17 protein-coding genes are annotated in these 14,395 nt (G+C 48.8%); 9 read left to right on the top strand and 8 right to left on the bottom strand.

Features of this window, described 5'->3' with window-relative positions; translation table 11 throughout:
- Positions 1-215: 215 nt before the first annotated feature.
- Positions 216-611: a rhodanese-like domain-containing protein gene (locus ACR9Y8_RS13195; RefSeq protein ID WP_481213718.1), complete on the bottom strand. Its 396-nt coding sequence runs from the start codon at positions 609-611 to the stop codon at positions 216-218.
- Between the two features lie 132 nt (positions 612-743).
- On the opposite strand from ACR9Y8_RS13195, the gene ACR9Y8_RS13190 reads away from it, so the two are divergent.
- Positions 744-1,634 carry a LysR family transcriptional regulator gene (locus ACR9Y8_RS13190; RefSeq protein ID WP_481213717.1) on the top strand — a complete coding sequence of 297 codons (891 nt, stop codon included), beginning with the start codon at positions 744-746 and terminating at the stop codon, positions 1,632-1,634.
- A gap of 61 nt (positions 1,635-1,695) precedes the next feature.
- Here ACR9Y8_RS13190 and ACR9Y8_RS13185 read toward each other — a convergent pair whose 3' ends face one another.
- The 4 genes from ACR9Y8_RS13185 to ACR9Y8_RS13170 all read right to left on the bottom strand — a co-directional run bounded on the left by ACR9Y8_RS13185 (position 1,696) and on the right by ACR9Y8_RS13170 (position 8,327).
- Positions 1,696-2,820 (bottom strand): hypothetical protein, encoded by a 1,125-nt coding sequence (locus ACR9Y8_RS13185; protein WP_481213716.1) that lies wholly within the window; start codon positions 2,818-2,820, stop codon positions 1,696-1,698.
- A gap of 89 nt (positions 2,821-2,909) precedes the next feature.
- Complete coding sequence (locus ACR9Y8_RS13180) at positions 2,910-4,682, bottom strand: glycoside hydrolase family 9 protein (protein WP_481213715.1); 1,773 nt, start codon at positions 4,680-4,682, stop codon at positions 2,910-2,912.
- A 53-nt stretch (positions 4,683-4,735) separates the two neighbouring features.
- Complete coding sequence (locus ACR9Y8_RS13175; protein ID WP_481213714.1) at positions 4,736-5,122, bottom strand: cysteine peptidase family C39 domain-containing protein; 387 nt, start codon at positions 5,120-5,122, stop codon at positions 4,736-4,738.
- 40 nt (positions 5,123-5,162) lie between these two features.
- Positions 5,163-8,327: a lantibiotic dehydratase gene (locus ACR9Y8_RS13170; RefSeq protein WP_481213713.1), complete on the bottom strand. Its 3,165-nt coding sequence runs from the start codon at positions 8,325-8,327 to the stop codon at positions 5,163-5,165.
- A gap of 309 nt (positions 8,328-8,636) precedes the next feature.
- Here ACR9Y8_RS13170 and ACR9Y8_RS13165 point away from each other — a divergent pair, with 309 nt between their 5' ends.
- The 8 genes from ACR9Y8_RS13165 to ACR9Y8_RS13130 all read left to right on the top strand — a co-directional run bounded on the left by ACR9Y8_RS13165 (position 8,637) and on the right by ACR9Y8_RS13130 (position 11,895).
- Positions 8,637-8,780: a class I lanthipeptide gene (locus tag ACR9Y8_RS13165; protein ID WP_481213712.1), complete on the top strand. Its 144-nt coding sequence runs from the start codon at positions 8,637-8,639 to the stop codon at positions 8,778-8,780.
- 18 nt (positions 8,781-8,798) lie between these two features.
- Positions 8,799-8,975 (top strand): hypothetical protein, encoded by a 177-nt coding sequence (locus tag ACR9Y8_RS13160; protein ID WP_481213711.1) that lies wholly within the window; start codon positions 8,799-8,801, stop codon positions 8,973-8,975.
- A gap of 32 nt (positions 8,976-9,007) precedes the next feature.
- Complete coding sequence (locus ACR9Y8_RS13155; RefSeq protein ID WP_481213710.1) at positions 9,008-9,172, top strand: class I lanthipeptide; 165 nt, start codon at positions 9,008-9,010, stop codon at positions 9,170-9,172.
- A gap of 78 nt (positions 9,173-9,250) precedes the next feature.
- Positions 9,251-9,424, top strand: a complete 174-nt coding sequence (locus ACR9Y8_RS13150; protein ID WP_481213709.1) for a hypothetical protein — start codon at positions 9,251-9,253, stop codon at positions 9,422-9,424.
- 59 nt (positions 9,425-9,483) lie between these two features.
- Positions 9,484-9,681, top strand: coding sequence for a class I lanthipeptide (locus ACR9Y8_RS13145; RefSeq protein ID WP_481213708.1), 198 nt, complete (start codon positions 9,484-9,486; stop codon positions 9,679-9,681).
- A gap of 38 nt (positions 9,682-9,719) precedes the next feature.
- On the top strand, positions 9,720-9,872 hold the full coding sequence (locus ACR9Y8_RS13140) for a hypothetical protein (RefSeq protein WP_481213707.1): 153 nt from the start codon (positions 9,720-9,722) through the stop codon (positions 9,870-9,872).
- A gap of 79 nt (positions 9,873-9,951) precedes the next feature.
- Entirely contained in the window at positions 9,952-11,166 is a 1,215-nt protein-coding gene (locus ACR9Y8_RS13135) for a lanthionine synthetase C family protein (RefSeq protein WP_481213706.1), read from the top strand.
- A gap of 102 nt (positions 11,167-11,268) precedes the next feature.
- On the top strand, positions 11,269-11,895 hold the full coding sequence (locus tag ACR9Y8_RS13130) for a response regulator (protein WP_481213705.1): 627 nt from the start codon (positions 11,269-11,271) through the stop codon (positions 11,893-11,895).
- 4 nt (positions 11,896-11,899) lie between these two features.
- Here ACR9Y8_RS13130 and ACR9Y8_RS13125 read toward each other — a convergent pair whose 3' ends face one another.
- The 3 genes from ACR9Y8_RS13125 to ACR9Y8_RS13115 all read right to left on the bottom strand — a co-directional run bounded on the left by ACR9Y8_RS13125 (position 11,900) and on the right by ACR9Y8_RS13115 (position 14,266).
- Positions 11,900-12,337, bottom strand: coding sequence for a MauE/DoxX family redox-associated membrane protein (locus ACR9Y8_RS13125; protein WP_481213704.1), 438 nt, complete (start codon positions 12,335-12,337; stop codon positions 11,900-11,902).
- 68 nt (positions 12,338-12,405) lie between these two features.
- Positions 12,406-13,356 (bottom strand): fatty acid desaturase family protein, encoded by a 951-nt coding sequence (locus tag ACR9Y8_RS13120; RefSeq protein WP_481213703.1) that lies wholly within the window; start codon positions 13,354-13,356, stop codon positions 12,406-12,408.
- Positions 13,357-13,393: 37 nt separating this feature from the next.
- Positions 13,394-14,266 carry a lysophospholipid acyltransferase family protein gene (locus ACR9Y8_RS13115; protein WP_481213702.1) on the bottom strand — a complete coding sequence of 291 codons (873 nt, stop codon included), beginning with the start codon at positions 14,264-14,266 and terminating at the stop codon, positions 13,394-13,396.
- Positions 14,267-14,395 lie beyond the last annotated feature (129 nt).

The raw sequence follows: 14,395 nt of genomic DNA, 5'->3' as shown, positions 1-14,395 counted from the left end.
TGAAAAAATTTTGCCCAATATATATACCATAAAACGATTTAGCAAATTAAGAAATGCTCATGAACACTAAATGCAACATTAGTGTTATCCGGGAATGATGGCAACCGATTGAAATGTTAGCGAGAGATTAGAAAGAGATGAGAGAATGAGGTGAACAAGATAAGATGAGAGGACATGGAAAACTTTCCTGTCCTCCCCGGTTTATATAAATGTACTTAGCAAAAACACGCTATTCCGAGTTTCCTTTCTTCACCTGCGCTGCCAATAGTGGTATACTGGTCCCGCTTCCACCAGTCAAGCCCCCCTATCAGTTCCTTTACACGAAAGCCCAGCTGCGCCAGCTTAAGCGCGCCCTTGGTAGAAGCGTTGCAGCCAATGCCGTCACAATAGGTCACATATAAAGCGTTCTTATCAAGATGGGTTGTCGTATCGGCGTTCATCGTGCGGTGCGGAAAGCTGATCGCTCCCGGTATATGTTCCTGCTCATACCCGGCCGTGCTCCTGGCGTCTATTACTACGATCTGCTCTCCCTTGTTTAAAGCATCAAACAGATCGGCAGCGTCTATCTCATAAGCAAGCTTGTTCTTGTAATGTTCAATTTGTGCAGTCATAAGTATGTTTTTTGTTGAAGATGATACGCAAAACTAAGCAGGAGCATCGGCTGACGCCAACTCAAAGAATTCATGATCATCATCTGAAATTTTAATAGATGTCCTAAAAGGGAACCTGTAATTTTATAGCCTATGGAAATAAGGCAATTGAAACTGATAAAGGCGATAGTGGAAGAGGGCAGTATTACCAAGGCGATAGACAAACTGCACCTCACGCAATCTGCATTAAGCCATCAGCTCAGGGAGGCAGAGTACCATCTCGGCACCAGGATCTTTCATCGGATCAATAAAAAAATGGTGCTCACAAAAGCGGGAGAGAAAGTATATGAGATGGCCAACGACATCCTGTCCCGCATGTCGGATACGGAGCTACAGATAAAAAAACTGATCTACGGTGAGGCCGGAGAGCTTCGCCTGAGCACGGAGTGTTATACCAGCTATCACTGGCTGCCCTCCCTGATGAAGCAGTTTCACCTCATCTATCCCAACGTGGCGCTGACCATCGTTATGGAAGCTACCCATCACCCGCTGCAAAAACTGTTGTCAGGCCAGCTGGATATTGCCATTACCAGTGATCCGGTAAAGGACGACAACATTGTATACACAGAATTGTTCCAGGACGAAATGGTAGCCGTTGTACCAGACACCCATTCCTGGGCCGCTAAGAAGTTTGTATTAGCGGAAGATTTTGCGGAGCAGCATCTTATCATCCATTCCCTGCCCATGGAAACAGTTACTGTACACCAGTTCCTGCTGGAGCCCGCAGGTGTTTCACCTAAAAAGATCATTGTGCTGCCGCTGACTGAAGCGTCTATAGAGATGGTAAAGGCAGAAATGGGTATCATGGTAATGGCCAAATGGGCCTTGCAACCCTACCTGAGAGATAGTACGCTGAAGGCGGTCAGAATTGGCCGGAACGGCTTGAAAAGAACGCATTTTGCGGCCACATTAAGTAATAAACAATGTCCCGAATACCAGCATCGCTTTATTGAATTCCTTCAGAAGGAGATCGTACTGGGATAAAATGAGCGATGCCGGCTGCAATAGCGCCGGCATCTTTGAATAACAAGTCTGATTATAACGGTTAAGGTTGGGCAGGAGTGGTTTTAAAAGAAACCTTTTCCACTACAACGCCCAGCTTCTTTAATACAGATTGATCGGTCTTAACTTTTTTATCACCGGTCACCTGGTCATATAATTTCGGGTCGCCACTGTTGATCGCTTTAAACACAAGTGTTACGCCTTTACCATCCATGGCGCCGCCTTCCCAGCTGTCCACCATACCACTGTTTACCCATTCAAAGCCATTCAGCCTGAAGTTGCGGCCGTTAACTTTAACGATCTTCTCGAGCGGGTCGCCCACTTTGATACCAAAGGGAGATTTCCATTTTGAATTTTCTTTGGTGAAGGTGATCACTTTGCCCTTGTCTCCATCCAGGAAAAGCTCCATCTCGTTGTCTGTGTCCGGGAAAACAATGTATCCCTGGCCAAGGTTATTGCCTTCCAGGTCATATACGTCGCGTGTAGCTACGTTTGCCGGCCCATATTTGGCTACCAGCTGTTCCTGGCTGGTAATGGGAAATATATTGCGTACATCCCAGTCGTAAGGATCTTCTGCAGGAGCGGGTTGGGCCGGCGCAGCGGCGGTAGGAGCGGTAGCTGTTGCAGGAGCAGTTGCCGTTGCCGCCGGACTGGCACTTGTACTGGCTGCATTGCCGGCAGCAGGTGCTGGGGCAGGGGGAGCCGCCTGAACAACCGGGGCCGTTGGCGTAGCGCCGATCTGACCGGTTTTGGCAAGGGTGGCCTTTTCCTCTATCAGCTCTTTGGCCTCTCCCTTGAACTTATTTACGGTATAGGTGGCCAGGGCAAATGTGCTGTTGCTCGGAAAATTCATGGAGCGCAGGTTGGCGATCAGCTGCTGGCGATTGCAGTCGCTGTACTGGTACAGGTATTTCAATGCAGCATCCAGGGCGGCAGGGTCTTTTTTCAGCTCTACCATGGTCTTGTCTATCTCCAGGCCACCGGCCCCGCTGCGCGACATCTGGTCTGTTATAAATACCAGTATCGGATCATTCTTCAGCTGGAACCGCTCTGCCGCCTTTTCGGAAAATTCATTGATCAGGGCATCGGTGAGCTTTGTTTGCGCCTGTAACGCTAGCGGTAAAATGAGCGCGGCCAGTATCAGGATCCTTTTTATCCTCAGTTTCATAATGTGATGGATTAAATAATAGATGAACGTACCAATGTATTAACGTTTCCGCAATTGCTAAATTATGCAATATTTCACCGCTGCCATATTTAATCTTTCGTATACCCGGCTTCACGCTCCAGCGCCTCCAGCGCAGCGGTCAGGTACACGGCAGGGGCATTCCAGTTGATGGCGATCTCATTGCAGGCATAGGCTTCGTCATTATCTGTATAAGCGGTTTCGGGCGCTGTAAACTCGTAATGGACGCCATCCTGCCTGCCTGGATTAGGCCCGCCTGCCAGCAGGCCGGGAACCGGCTCGGCAATACCGTCTGCCACAGAAGGCCGGTGGTGCGGATGCATGGGTGAGAAACTGCCTATGCCCGTGATAAAGCAATAACCGGTGGCATTTTTGCCCAGCAGGTAGTCGAGGTTGGTCAGCGCATGGGCGATATATTTTTTCTCCTTTGTCAGCAGGTAGGCGTTTATCAATACAATGCCCTGGTTAGCGGCCACGGAATTACTGCCCCAGATAAAATCCCGCCGGCTTTGCCCCATTACCGTCCTGAAAGCGCTCCGCTGAACATTGGGCAGCAGCCTATCCGCAAACCGGATGAACCGCCTCCGTAAGGCGCTGATATCCGTGGCAGCTACGGCGCCTAAAGCCTGCTCAAAGCGCAGTAAGGTGTAGCAGCCTAAGAGGTGGACGCCCGACCAGGAAGGCAGAGACAGGCTATCCGGCAGGTAAGGCGCCAGGGCTGTATAATACTGTTGCTCACCAGTGGTGGCCAGCAGCTCGGCCCCGGCCCAGAAACGTTCGTCCGTAAAGGTCTTGTCGCCATAACCGCCGGTAGATACTTTAGGCTCATAGTGCTGATTCATCCTGTCCTGGTTATACTCCACGGACGGATTACGATCTGCCCACTGCCAGGCGCGCAGGGCGGCATGCAGGCAGGAGTCAGACAAGCCAGGCAGCGCTTTGTCAAACCGTTTGTATACCCGGCTGGCCTGCGCCATTACTGCCGCAAAGTCCAGCGCGGCGGCAGTGCCTTTCTGTACCACATAGCGCGGCGCTTTGGTTACACCCGGCATTACCATACCGTCAAAAGAGGCGTTGGTGCATTTATTATACACTCCTCCGTCAAAAGGGTCTTGCATGGTGAGCATCCAGCGCAGGTTATACAATACCTCGTCCAGCAGATCTGGAATGTTATTACCGCTTTCCGGTATATTGGTTTTCAGGGTATCAAAGTAAGGCGCCAGATCTTCATAGGCAGACAATAAAGTGCCCATGGTGGTGCCGGAATTGACGATGTATTTGTTGTAGTCTCCGGCGTCGTACCATCCGCCCGGACAGGCGATATGACTGCCTGCCGGTCGTTGGGAGCTGGCCGCGGCAGGATGAATCAGCACTGCTGTATCAGGATGCCCTGCAGGCCTGGCCCACTTCCCCGCATAAGCAATATCCAGGGGCATGGACACACGTTGATAATAAAATCCTTTTATAAGCGCAGCAGCTGCATCGTGATGTACGTGAGGCTTTACCTGGAAAGGGTAGGAGAGTGGCTGACCGGGTACAGCGATCACAAAATTCCCTTCCTGCCGCAAGCCGCTGAAATCAATCACCTGCGTATGTACGGAGGAGTAATCAGCAGCCAGCGTACTTCCTGTGCTACCGCGGTAAACAGTATCCCGTTTGTTTAGCCCGAGAATATAAAAGCGCTGGACCGGCGTGCCGGCGGGTACACTTACAATGGCAATTTTTGCTGCCCCGGGATAATATCCCAGCTGATTAATGCGTACAGGGCCGGGTGCTTTTTGTGCCGCAGCAGTCAGCACAAGCATTGCCAGCACGCAGGCAAGAGAATAACGGATCTTTCCCATGTAATGAAGAAAACTTAATTAGATGGAGTAAGATAATAAATATGAGGCACCTTTTACCGGTAGAAAGCTTTGGCGGGTTCCAGCATCAATACTACACCCTGGTTGCTGTCTTTTTCTATCCAGCTTTCCAGGAAAGTGGTCTTGTCAATTTTTACCAGCCCCTTTTCCGGGTCTGCAATCAGTATTTTGCTACGGGAGTTATTACTGGAATAGTTCTGGGGTGGGATCACCACAAAATGATTTTGCTTCCAGAGCACGATACAGGGAAGCGGCGTTTCATTATCCAGCTGCTCAAAGGTAACGGCGGCCGCCAGCGTTTTAAATCCCATTTTCTCTGCCGCCTTACGGAGCTTCAGCAGGGAAGTGCCTTCATGGGTGATATGGGTTAACCTGTTCAACAGCCCGGGGGCGAAATGCTTGCCGTAATGTCTGGCGATCATCCGCAAACAGGTGGGGCCACAATCCATTTCCGCCAACTGCTTATATATTGGGAAGGCCATGACTGCTGGGTAGTTGCTGTAATTGTTTTTTCTGGATGGCGATCTGCGATTCGTAATACCTGCTCAGACAATGATAGATCACCAGTTCATGTTTGCGCTGATTAGACAGCAACATCCTGTTCAGGAACATATGGATGTAGCTGGACAGCTGTTCATCAACAGGCACACCCGCCATCTGCAAAGCTTTCACTGTGCGCATGGAGCGTAAGGTGAAAATGGCTGTCACTTCTTCTATGCTGTTGTCATTATCCTGTTGCGGGTCCAGGAAACTGGCAAGCTGCCGCATATGTTCCCGGTATTTATCATTCAGCTGATTCTGCAGGCCCTTGTCACCGCCAAATTCCTGGAAGAAACTTTGCTGCATCCTTTTCAGTAAGGCTGCTTTGGTGTGCAGCGTATAGCCGGCATCCTGTAGCAACATATCAATGCCCCTGGCGGCCAGCAGCCAGCGGTAATGCTCGCCTTCTTCTCCTTCCAGCAGGTCTATGGTATCCAGTACGGCTTCACTGTCGTAATAGAAGAGCTCCTCGCTTAATTCCATGGTGGCGGCTCCGTAACGTTCGATCTCCCGTTCGTACGTATCTGTCTGGATCTTATACGCCAGCCCGTTGTCCAGGTCTTCCCGGAGAGCGGCGTACAGCCGTTCCAGTACGGTTTTCCAGAATGCCGGATCGCTGGCATGATGGAACCTGATCCGGATATGGTGTTCCGGATCGGCATACCGCAGAAAGAACCATTTATCGATAAGGCCTTCTTCTACCAGTTCCTTTGTCAGGGGTTTGATCACCGTCTTTAATATCTTTTCGGCACTGCTGGTGCCACAGTATATTTTTACGTACAGCCATTCGCTGCCCGTAACAAAACGTCTTTGGGGAAGCTGTGCCGCCCGGGCGGGGACATTGGCAGCCTGTTGCGACTTGACACCAGTGCTCTTCAGCGGAATGATCACTTCGTTGGTATAGCGGCCTTCGGCGCCTTCTACCCAGCATTGGCCGTTTGTGTGCAGGAACTCCTGCAATACTACCCGCTCCTTTTTGATCAGTGTGGAGGCCAGAATGTGTAAGCAGGCTTCATTCTCCATATCAATAAGCAGCTCATTATCTCGTTCTGCAATTACGACATGGCGTGGTAGCTGCAGTTGTTCTCTTATTTTCCGGAACAGGGGAGCGTGCTGGATGGCCGCGCCTCCTTTTTTATCTTTCGCCGTCAGCTCAGGGTAATCTTTTTTTTGCAGTACCCAGGTGCATTTACTGAGAACGATCTTTCCGTAGCGTACCCTTGGTAAAAAGGGTTCATTGCCAAGGTGGTCCCAGTGCCAGCCAAGCCCGGTGTTCAGTTGCTGGAACTGGAGGTCGCACAGGAATTTGTAGATGGGTAAGCCGCCGGCCCGGTAATTATGCGCTGTGCTTAAACGGGGAATTACCCGCTTATTCAGCCTTTTTGACCGGAGCACAATGGTATTATCCGGCCGTATGCTCACCATCAGGTCTGCTACGGGTATCTGGTGTGCTGCGTCAACGCTTCCATTGCCCAGGTATACGATCTCATACTCTCTCAGCTGTGGCCGTAGCAGGATGTTTCCAGCCCTGGCTTCGGGCAGGTGTATGATCTCGGCGTAAATGTGGTCAGGATGTCTTTGTGCTTCTTCTTCCAGGCAGGACTTTACTTTCTCCGTGAGTGCCGTATCTCCGTGGCAGAACCTTCCGAGCAGGTTGGCTGCTGAAGGGCCGCCGCAGGTGCTTAGCTCAAACAGGTAATTGCCCTCATCGGCCGCGGCTGCGCTGCTGCTTAGTATGCTGCCCATCAGGTACATGCTGTCTGGCAGTGCAGGTGTATCGTTTGTTTTCAGATCGTCCAGGTCTTTATCCGTCAGCACAATTTCCTGTTGCTGCAGCTTTAAACATTCGTGCAGGCGTTTCAGCTGGAACTCATGCAGCTTGCTCCACGAAATGCTGTTATTCTCCTGCGCCTTCTGGATGAAGATATCATCTATCAGCGGCGTATTATCTGCATGACCGCCACTGTTGCCGGCGTATCCTATGCCTGTTTCTGCATCGAGGGCAATGGCCAGCGGGATCTCCTGTTCCTCATAACGTTCCCTGAAAGCACGGGAGAATTGCTGCAGGTCTCCGTTGTTATTGGGCCGCGTTAATTTCCAGAGCGGGATGAGCTCCTGCTGTATGGAGTTGATCAGCGTATGGCTGATGGTATTGTACCGGGTAGCCAGGAACAGGTCGGTCTGTACCAGGTCTTTACTGTTGGTATCTGGCAGCAGCTCTTTTACCAGTGCATGCGTTTCCAGGTATTTATCCGTGCTTGCCGCCGGGTTTAACAACAAACTGCGGATATTTTTTAGCGTAGCTGTCAGCTCCCCGGAATGCGCCAGGGTATCCAGCTTTTGAATAAGACGGTTGAAGAACTCGTCGCCGGTAACGGTCGGTTCCAGCTCGCTCACCAGTATCTGGCTGTCGATCAGCTCCTGTATGAATTCCCTTGCTTCCGCCCCGGTGATCTCATCATCTACAATGCATTGATACAGGGTGTCTATAGTGGCGCCATTGGTGGCGGTATGAATAATCTTTTCAAGATATTCGGTGCAGTTCACCGATGTCAGGTCATAATGCCTGAACTTGTTCCGGATGGTAAATGCGGCATACCGGTAGGTATTGGCTATCTGGTACAGCGAATTATTGGAAAAATAGATCAGCTGCTGTTGGATAGCCGGTATGCGGGTGAGCATGGCAGCCAGTTCCGCTACGTAGTTCATATCCAGCCGGCAGTGTTTTTTATGTGCTTCGATAGGAGATAGCACCACCTTTGTGGCCTCATCAAAGCGGCCGGTAGCGCATCCTGCAAAAAGCCCGTATGGTGTGCAGCGTGTACACATACGCAGCAGGTACCTGAATAGTGCAGATACCAGTTTATTTACCTCTTTCTCATCTGTTAGCCGGCCTTCCTGCCATTTCAGCAATTCCCGGTACAGTTCGGGAGAGGCAACATAGATGGCTTCCAGCAGGTAAGGCTGGGTAAAAATGGTTTTGACCTTATCATGCAGTTGCGGCCAGGAGATATCATTGAATTGATCCAGGAAGTTCAGTGGCAGAAGGGGCGTTCTTATTAAATAAAAATCTTTGGCGGCTATCATGTCTCACGGGTTGTTAAAAATGAAAATTAGCATATTTGGATAATGGCATACATCCCCTTAAACGGGGATATTTGTTTGTGAGCTGGCGGCAGTAGTATATAGCTGTAAATGTAAAAAATCCCCTTTTTACATGAGGCGCCTTACTTGTATTTTTATTTACTTTTAAGAATTGTCAGGCATATAGCCGGAATGTAGCAACATTTATGGGGGACATCTTATATGAAGTATCCGCAAGACGGGTACAGCATATTGGGCGTCCCTTATACTTTTTATATCACTCTTATCTCTCAAATCTAAACTGTCCTCATTATGAAAAAAGGAATGGAAAAGAAACTGTCTCTTGGCAAGATTAAGATCGCTAAACTGAACAGCGCTGCACAGGAAGGCCAGAAACCTACCTATACAGGTTGCAGCCTCGCTTTAAAATGCCCACCACCTCCTGATCTGGTATAATTTTAAAATCTTTTCATCATGAAAAAGCAACCCTTAAAAAGACTCAGCCTGGGCAAAATTAAAATTGCCCCTCTCAGCCAGTCAACGTCTGGAATGCCGCAAGGCGAAGTACTGGCAACCTTCATGACCACCTGTAGTGTGCTTTGCCCTACAAGGCCATGCACTACGCCTCCACCGCCTGATCAGTTCAGATAACACCGGGAAGCTTTATTAAAACCTGTAATCTGATGAAGAAGAAAACTTCCAAAAAATTGCAGCTGGCAAAAGTTAAAATTGTCAGTCTTAGTAAATCAAAACAGGCAGCCCTTAACGGCGGCATGGCAGGCTCTATAAAAATCGCCTGTGTGAGCACCACTGCGCAGCTCTGTAGTGATGACTCCTGCATTTTCTAAAAATTAAGCTATGAATAAGAAAGTCCGCTGTATGCATGGCGGACTTTCATCTATTTATCATCCTAAACCCACCTTTTTATGAAAAAGCAAGCAGCCAGGAAATTAAGCCTGGGTAAGATTAAAATTGCCAACCTGAATAAGACAAAACAAAATGCATTAAAAGATCCCGCTTACAGTTTCGTGAGCAACGCCTGCCAATCTGAGATTATTGACTGCTTCAGCAGACAAATTGAAGACTGCACCATGGTGTAATGCTGCTCCCGGAATAACACGGAAACTATTATTTATTCACCCTAAAAACTAGTATGCATATGAAAAAGCAATCAGGCAAAAAGCTTAGCCTGGGCAAGATCAAAATTGCCAGCCTGAGCACCTCCAAACAGGAAATGCTGAAAGGTGGCATGGCCCTTACCGCCGGTACCTGCAGCGTACTTTGCAGCCTTCGCATCTGCACAGACAATATCAGCCAGGGCGCGGAAGTATGCAGCGAAGATTCCTGCCGTTTCTAAAAAAAGCAATTGATCATTTCCTTTAAGCAGTACGATTTATGAAAAAGTTAACAGCAAAAAAACTGAACCTGGGTAAGATCAGGATCGCAAGCCTGAGCAATGCCAAAGTGAAAAACGGAGCAGATGCCCAAGCCATTTCCAATGTAGGCGTTTGCCCTACCACTACCGTTATACGCACTTTTGATTGTTAGTGTAAGTAACACTGATAACTCGTATTTTAGCAGCAGCACCTGAAAATTTGTGTTGCTGCTATTTAAATTTAATTACGTTATGGATCAAGCAAAACAGACAGGCAAAGTTTTACAGCAGATCAGCCAGGTACTCGACAGCTTTATTGAGCAGGAACCTCACCCCGGCCTGCTAAGCGGATATAGCGGTACTGCATTATTCTACGCTTACTACCACAACCTCACCGGTAAAAAGAAACACCTGAAGAAAGTGCATGAGGTGCTGCTGAAAAGCATACAGGCATTGTCTGAACAGGAAATGATTCTTTCCCATTGCAGCGGCGTTGCAGGCATCGGCTGGTGTATACAGCACCTGATGCAGGCCGGCTTTGCCGAAGGAGATGGTATGCAGGATATTTTTGAAGAGGCGGACAGTATCCTGGGTGATTTCATGGAAACTGACCTGCGCAATAATAACTACGATTTTCTCCACCAGGGCCTGGGCATTACCCTCTACTTCCTGGAACGCCTGCCTCATCCAACAGCAGAAAGATATTTGAAGGAAGTGGTAATGCTCCTGGAAAGTACCGCCAGGGAAACGCCATCCGGTATTAGCTGGAAAGATCATTTTTCGCGCACCAGCCAGGAGCTGGGTGAGCAGGACTGCTTCAACCTGGGCCTGGCGCATGGTGTGCCGGCTATCATCACCATCCTGGGAATGGTATACGAAAAAGGCATTGCCACTGATACCGCACTAACGCTGATAGACCGCAGTATGGCCTGGCTGCTGTCCCTAAAGAATGAGCCGGAAGCCGGCGTTACTTCCCTGTACCCCTCCCTGGTAGGCATGAACAATGAAGCCCTGCATGGTAAGCAAAGCAGGTTAGGATGGTGTTACGGAGATCTGGGTATCGCCATTACCCTGTGGAATACCGGTCATCGTACACAAAATCAGCAATACCGCCAGGCGGCATACGATATTTTTGAACATACCATTAAAAACAGGGACAAAAGGAATGGCAGCGTGAACGATGCCTGCCTGTGCCATGGCAGCGCGGGTATCGCGCAGATCTTCCACCGGGCCTCTCTGGCTACCGGCGATACTTTACTGGCGCAGGGCGCCGCGCACTGGACCCAACAGACCCTTCAGATGAATACCTGGGAGGATGGTCCCGCAGGATATAAATTTTTTCACAGCCCTTCCTATGAGAACTGCTATAACCTGCTGGAAGGCATTACTGGCATAGGGCTTTCCCTGATCGCCTCGTTGGATAAAGATACCGTTCCCGCCTGGGACAGATGTTTATTGTTGTCGTGATTTCAGCGCTTTTTATTATATTACTGTGGTAATCTAAACCTGTATTTCCAGATTAGCCCGGGTTAACTGTGCCAAAATAGTGTTTGTTGTAAATTAATAACCATGATCCGCCTGTATTTTGTAGATAACCATCCATTAGTGTTGGAGGGCCTCTGCTCCCTTCTGCGTTCTGAATCTGATATTGAATTGGTAGGACAAACCCGCCACGGACAATCCTGCCTGTCATTCCTCATAGACCATCCCATTGACGTTATCCTGATGGATAGCATCCTGCCGGATATTAGCGGCATCGACCTCTGCGCCGCTATTAAAGCTAAATATCCCGAAGTAGTAGTACTGGGGCTCAGCTTTTTCAAAGAAAGACAATACGTGAGCGGTATGATGGACAGCGGCGCCAGTGGCTATGTATTAAAGGATGCTGATAAGGAGGAGCTGCTGCAGGCCATCCACGATGTGCATGCCGGTAAAACATATCTTTCGGTGGATGCGGCGCAGGCCATGAAAGACGAGTCCAGGCCGGCCGGCAAACGGTACCCGCACCTTACCAGGAGGGAAAAGGAAATCCTGCTGCTAATAGCAGAAGGCTATACAAATCCCGAAATAGCAGAGAAACTTTTCATCAGCGCCACAACGGTAGACAGCCATCGCAAAAACCTGCTGGCCAAGCTCAATGCCCGCAACTCTGCCATGCTGGTGAAATGTGCAATAGACAGAAAGCTGCTGGTATAAACGTTTATGCAATCACCCGCAATTTATGCGGCTTCTGGCTTTTACCGCTCAGCAATACGCCATACAGGGCCAATAACGTAAAGAAAACGTTGAACCCGATGTGGACGGGGTAAGACATATTCCCTAAAATGCCGCCACAGGAGCAGGGGATGTTGTCAAAGAAGAAGTACAGCACGCACAGGTACAGGCTGAATGTCAGCATGATGAAAAAAGAGAGGTACATGCCCGCTTTCCTCGTTGCCGGGATATTGATCAATAATGCCGCCATATATTCCAGGCCAAGGATAACAGGGGCCAGCAGCGGTTTGCTGAAATGTACCAGTAGCGGCGATTGTCCCATGCTGTCTATAAAACGGCTATAGTCGAGAGCCTTGACGGTTGCTGCGTAGAAGAAAAGGACGGTTAACAGGAAGGTGATGACCACCAGCAAAGTATTTCTCATAGTAGTTTGGAGCTTAATTCAAATTAGCAAAAAAAATGCAATTAACAATATCTCCACCAGACCATTGCTCAGGAAATACCCACCATTTTTTTACTGTCTGCATCCCACACCTTTAACCGGAAACACGCATATATATCCCGGAACCGCAGCGAAGTGGTCTTAGGCTGTTGCAGGGCCGGAATGGCTTTCATCGTTTCCGGCAGGCGATAAAAGGGAATACGCGCATTCAGGTGATGTATGTGGTGATAGCCGATGTTACCGGTAAACCACGCCATTACCGGGTGCATTTCAATATAGCTGGAAGATAGCAATGCCGCTTCATGATAACACCAGTCTTCATTTGTATTGAAAGAAACACCCGGGAAATTGTGTTGGGCATAAAAAAGATAGGCGCCTATTCCACAGGCCACAAAGAATGGAATAAATATAAAGAATAGCCAGCTTTGCCAGCCCAACAGCAGGATCACCAGTACGGTGGCGCTTATGTGCAGCAGCAACGCCAGCAGGGAGTCAACATGTTTGCGCGGGCTGCACAAAAAAGGTTTTAAACACATGCCCAGGACGAACATGGACAGATAACCGAAGGCAATAGTCATTGGATGCCTGGTAGCCAGGTAAACCCGCTTTTGCCCTGAAGGCAATGACTGGAATTTCTTCCTGGTGAAAATAGGATAAGAACCGATATCTGCGCTGAACAGCTTCGAGTTATGTTTGTGATGGTGATCGTGAGAACGCTTCCATATACTGGTAGGGGCCAGCACATAAATACCGAAAGCGGTCATGATCACATTTGCGAGCCACGATTTCTGCAGGATGGTATGATGCTGATGGTCGTGATAGATAACGAACATACGCACGATCAGCAGGCCGGAAAGCACGCTGCAGCAGAGCTGTAGGGTAAAATGTGGCATGAACAGTGTGCCTGCTAATGACAGCAGCAATAAGGTAAGCGTGGAACAGGTATAGAGCCAGCTTTTATATCTGATCTCTTTGGCAAACGGCTTGGTTGCCAGAATCAATTCTTTTCCATTTAGCATAGGATAGGAGTACAGTATTTTAAATGCGTTTATGTTTCCAGCGGCGATGAGACCATAGCCATGTTGCCGGTTGTGCTATAATATCTTCTTCCAGTTTTTTCGTGTGGGCCACCGTGATCTCTCCATCTGTTGCGCCGGCCGGCTGAGAGAACAATAGTTCCGCCATCACGGTATAGTATCCTCTTTTTATCCGTTGTACGGACACATATACCACCGGTTGGTTCATCTTTTGCGCAATTTTCTCAGTGCCCTTGAATACGGGAGTGTCCTGTTGCAGAAAGGTCATCCAATGTGCGCTTTGCGGATGCGGCGTCTGGTCTGCTATAAAGGCAGTGGCATTTACTTCGTTGCGGTGTGCCAGCATATCCCGGAAAGTATCCTGCATCGCGATCAGCCGGGTGCCGAAGCGGGTGCGCATCTTATATATCAGGCTGTTGAAATGCGGGTTGGCCAGCGGATGATAGATCACATACAGCTGTTGTGAGCAAAGTATGCTGAAGGTATTACCTGCCCATTCCCAGTTGCCCTTATGTCCCATTACCAGTATGGCGCTTTTTTTGTCTGCCGCCAGCCGCTCAAACAGTGCCACGGTGTCAGGATGAAAGCTGCAGTGTTGTACCATCTTACTTTTACTGATGGTAAGCGTTTTAAAAGTCTCGAGAAAGAGGTCGCAGAGGTAGCGGTAAAAGTCCCTGCAGATCTTTTTTATTTCCTTTTCACTTTTATCCGGAAAAGCGTTGTGCAGGTTCTCTTCAACTACCTTTTTGCGGTAGCCACTTACATAGTAAAGCAGAAAATAGATACCGTCTGATAACAGGTAAAGCAAAGGAAACGGCAGCAGCGATACCAGGTAAACAAATGGCAGAGCCAGGTAATACAGGAACAGGGACAATTGCTCTTTAGTTGTTTGTTTAGCTAATCCGGTAAATATAATGTATTAATAGTTAGTTTTCATAATATTAAAATGGTATTTCAGATATGTTTCCTAAAATAGGGAAGCCTTGTCCTTTATTGCCTTAAT

The organism is Chitinophaga sp. SVR4-12A, assembly GCF_056754765.1.
Note: the sequence above shows the minus strand (reverse complement) of the source record. Positions and strands in the feature narration are given on the sequence as shown.

Excerpts from the sequence above, each read along its gene's own strand:
- ACR9Y8_RS13195 (WP_481213718.1), bottom strand. The coding sequence starts at position 611 with ATGACTGCACAAATTGAACATTACAAGAACAAGCTTGCTTATGAGATA.
- ACR9Y8_RS13190 (WP_481213717.1), top strand. The coding sequence starts at position 744 with ATGGAAATAAGGCAATTGAAACTGATAAAGGCGATAGTGGAAGAGGGC.
- ACR9Y8_RS13185 (WP_481213716.1), bottom strand. The coding sequence starts at position 2,820 with ATGAAACTGAGGATAAAAAGGATCCTGATACTGGCCGCGCTCATTTTA.
- ACR9Y8_RS13180 (WP_481213715.1), bottom strand. The coding sequence starts at position 4,682 with ATGGGAAAGATCCGTTATTCTCTTGCCTGCGTGCTGGCAATGCTTGTG.
- ACR9Y8_RS13175 (WP_481213714.1), bottom strand. The coding sequence starts at position 5,122 with ATGATCGCCAGACATTACGGCAAGCATTTCGCCCCCGGGCTGTTGAAC.
- ACR9Y8_RS13170 (WP_481213713.1), bottom strand. The coding sequence starts at position 8,327 with ATGATAGCCGCCAAAGATTTTTATTTAATAAGAACGCCCCTTCTGCCA.
- ACR9Y8_RS13165 (WP_481213712.1), top strand. The coding sequence starts at position 8,637 with ATGAAAAAAGGAATGGAAAAGAAACTGTCTCTTGGCAAGATTAAGATC.
- ACR9Y8_RS13160 (WP_481213711.1), top strand. The coding sequence starts at position 8,799 with ATGAAAAAGCAACCCTTAAAAAGACTCAGCCTGGGCAAAATTAAAATT.
- ACR9Y8_RS13155 (WP_481213710.1), top strand. The coding sequence starts at position 9,008 with ATGAAGAAGAAAACTTCCAAAAAATTGCAGCTGGCAAAAGTTAAAATT.
- ACR9Y8_RS13150 (WP_481213709.1), top strand. The coding sequence starts at position 9,251 with ATGAAAAAGCAAGCAGCCAGGAAATTAAGCCTGGGTAAGATTAAAATT.
- ACR9Y8_RS13145 (WP_481213708.1), top strand. The coding sequence starts at position 9,484 with ATGAAAAAGCAATCAGGCAAAAAGCTTAGCCTGGGCAAGATCAAAATT.
- ACR9Y8_RS13140 (WP_481213707.1), top strand. The coding sequence starts at position 9,720 with ATGAAAAAGTTAACAGCAAAAAAACTGAACCTGGGTAAGATCAGGATC.
- ACR9Y8_RS13135 (WP_481213706.1), top strand. The coding sequence starts at position 9,952 with ATGGATCAAGCAAAACAGACAGGCAAAGTTTTACAGCAGATCAGCCAG.
- ACR9Y8_RS13130 (WP_481213705.1), top strand. The coding sequence starts at position 11,269 with ATGATCCGCCTGTATTTTGTAGATAACCATCCATTAGTGTTGGAGGGC.
- ACR9Y8_RS13125 (WP_481213704.1), bottom strand. The coding sequence starts at position 12,337 with ATGAGAAATACTTTGCTGGTGGTCATCACCTTCCTGTTAACCGTCCTT.